Source organism: Bacteroides sp. 3_1_23 (assembly GCF_000162555.1).
GTDB lineage: Bacteria > Bacteroidota > Bacteroidia > Bacteroidales > Bacteroidaceae > Bacteroides > Bacteroides ovatus.
The window spans coordinates 1-2,854 of record NZ_GG774949.1; the positions used below are offsets into that span (position 1 = coordinate 1).

Genomic DNA, 2,854 nt, shown 5'->3' on the forward strand with positions numbered 1-2,854 from the left:
CCTCACTGCTGCCTCCCGTAGGAGTTTGGACCGTGTCTCAGTTCCAATGTGGGGGACCTTCCTCTCAGAACCCCTATCCATCGTAGTCTTGGTGGGCCGTTACCCCGCCAACAAACTAATGGAACGCATCCCCATCGATAACCGAAATTCTTTAATAAAAATATCATGCGATATTCGTATGCCATCCGGTATTAATCTTTCTTTCGAAAGGCTATCCCGGAGTTATCGGCAGGTTGGATACGTGTTACTCACCCGTGCGCCGGTCGCCATCTTCAGTTTGCAAGCAAACTAAAATGCTGCCCCTCGACTTGCATGTGTTAAGCCTGTAGCTAGCGTTCATCCTGAGCCAGGATCAAACTCTTCATTGTAAAAGTATTTTTTATCATCGGTTAAGATGACTTTTTTGCTCTGTTCAGGACGCCGTAAATTTATTGACCTTATTCAAATACCTATTAGCCTTAATTGTATCACTACTTCATAAGACAAGTATTGACGGTTCTATTTTTTACTTGTACTACTTGTATTGTTTATCAATATTTCAAAGAACTTGTTGCTTTCGTTTTAAAAGCGGGTGCAAAGGTAAGGGCTTTATTTTTAACTACCAAACTTTTTCGGAAGTTTTTTTTAGTTTTTCTTTTTACGCTGGTTTCTCTGGCTCTCTATGCGAAAGGGAAAGAAGGTATGAAAGAATAACTCTTGCCAATTTTCTTTGCGAATCGGACTGCAAAGATAAGAACTTTATTTATTATAATCCAAACTTTTTCGGAAGTTTTTTGTTCTTTTCTTTAAGTGGGATTCCACTTTTTCACTAAGTCAATTTGTCAAGGCTTTCTTCTCTTGGAAAGCGGGTGCAAAAGTACGCCCTTTTGATATATACTCCAAATATATCAAACTATTTTTTCTAATTATTTTTGAATACATTTGCTAAAGTGCTGACGCATAACGATGTTGGAGAACATATTTTTTATGTATAGGAAAATTGTGCGCGGAAACGACGAGAGGGATACACATTATTATATCACACGCGGGCGAGTGAAGGCGTGAAAAGAGAATGAAAAGAAAAAGACGAAAAAGAAAACTACAAGAAAATAGATATTAGAAAAAAGCAAGAGGATTTAGAATCAACCGTCAGAATACTTTTTCTAAGCGGTCTAACGGTTGACTATTCCATAGGTATAGATCGGATAAATACAGAGTGGGTACTAATCAGATTCTAACTATAAAATCAGAATGTCATTCTTTTTTAGAGTTCTCTATTCGCAGGCTGACAAGTTCAACCCACTTCTTTATGCCCAAATCAAAGCCGCCTTTTTCTAACAGATGAAGGGCGCCCGCATAATGAAGGGCAGTCTCCTCCCTACTACAGCTTATCTTACAAGACAGTTCACCCAGATAGTATTCCAGCCGGGCCATTTGGATATAGTCCAATAAAGTATAATCCCCTTCGATTGACAAATCAATCAACTCCCGTATCAAAGCATAGGCTAGTTCACATTCCGTATAGGTTAAATCCGAGAGGGGTTTGTACATAACAGGATGCTGAGTCAGCTGAACAACAATTCGATTAAAGTCTCCGTACATAGGTTGCGTTTATTACCGCATCAGTTCCCGGTGGTGCGAGGGTTATAAAAAAAGAGAGCGTGGAAACTATCTATTCATGCCATATATAGGTATCCGCTAAGACCCCTTTCGTGAACATGAATGATAGCCCCACGCCCAATTGGATATATAACAAGGTTATACAGACAATAGTGCGTGAGACCTGTCATTCATTCCATTCACGAAAGTTAAAATTTAGCGGATTTTATATATGAATGTAACAAATAACCGTTCTCAATAAAATTATTAAAAAACTACTTCCTTCGCTCGAAAGTAAGTTATCACAAAAGTAGAAATAAATATCTATTAAACAAACAATTTTGACAGGAAAAACATGATAGATCAATTAATTCAGTCTATATCGCATAAAAAACACAAACCCAATATCCTACTAGAAACAATTTCTCATTTTCATTTCTCATATTCTCATATTCTCATAACATGCACAATAATTTTCTGTAAATCAACAATATAACACAATGAGAATAAAAATACAAAACAGTATTTCTCATAGTATGACCCGCATTTTGTACATAAAACAACCTATTTCTCATAACTTATCAAGGTATTTCTCATAGTATTTTGACTATTTATCCTATAAATTCTCAAGCTAGATCCTAAGCTAAAGACCAAGTTGAATACCAGACCATGCACCTATTTACAATATATTATCAGTGCTTATTGGAAGTATATAGAGCAGGTATCCGCATATTTTTCTACCGGCATCTATATCGTTCCACTCCAGTGGACAGGCCTGTGCACTAGAGTAGAAAGAACCGCCCACTAGAGTGGAACGATCTGTTCACTCGAGTGCAATGATACAGATAGTAGCAGGAAGCAGGGCAGACGCATTATATTTTTTACTATATTCTCCTTTGTTATTTCTTTGCTATACTACTGATTATTAATACACTATCATTTGTTTATATCGATTGTTTTTCTTATCTTTATAAGATATATTAAAACATAAACTAACATGAAAATTGGCATAATTGACCTTTGTAAACAAATAGAAGATCCTAGGATGAACCGCAAAAAAGTACATAAAATGGAAACCATTATCTATATATCCATTGCTGCTGTAATCTGTGGCGCCCAATCCTGGAATGAGATTGAGGAATTTGGCAATGCGAAAATTGCTTTTTTCAAAAGTCGCATACCTGACCTGGAGTTCATCCCCAGTCATGATACTTTTAATAGATTCTTCAGTATAATAAAGCCCGAGTATTTTGAGTTGATCTTTCGTAACTGGGTA

Annotated in this window: 2 protein-coding genes and 1 rRNA gene; 1 reads left to right on the plus strand and 2 read right to left on the minus strand. The window is 36.7% G+C overall.

Going from position 1 to position 2,854, the window contains the following annotated elements:
• A 16S ribosomal RNA gene (locus HMPREF9010_RS0123915) occupies window positions 1-368 on the minus strand; the annotation flags it as partial.
• 865 nt (window positions 369-1,233) lie between these two features.
• Complete coding sequence (locus HMPREF9010_RS23905; protein WP_004296294.1) at window positions 1,234-1,581, minus strand: hypothetical protein; 348 nt, start codon at window positions 1,579-1,581, stop codon at window positions 1,234-1,236.
• 994 nt (window positions 1,582-2,575) lie between these two features.
• Between HMPREF9010_RS23905 and HMPREF9010_RS23900 the strand changes: the two genes are divergently transcribed.
• Window positions 2,576-2,854: ISAs1 family transposase (locus tag HMPREF9010_RS23900; protein ID WP_008646299.1), on the plus strand; the 279-nt coding region annotated here is incomplete at its 3' end.

Coding starts and splice junctions, on each gene's coding strand:
- HMPREF9010_RS23905 (WP_004296294.1), bottom strand. CDS start 1,581: ATGTACGGAGACTTTAATCGAATTGTTGTTCAGCTGACTCAGCATCCT.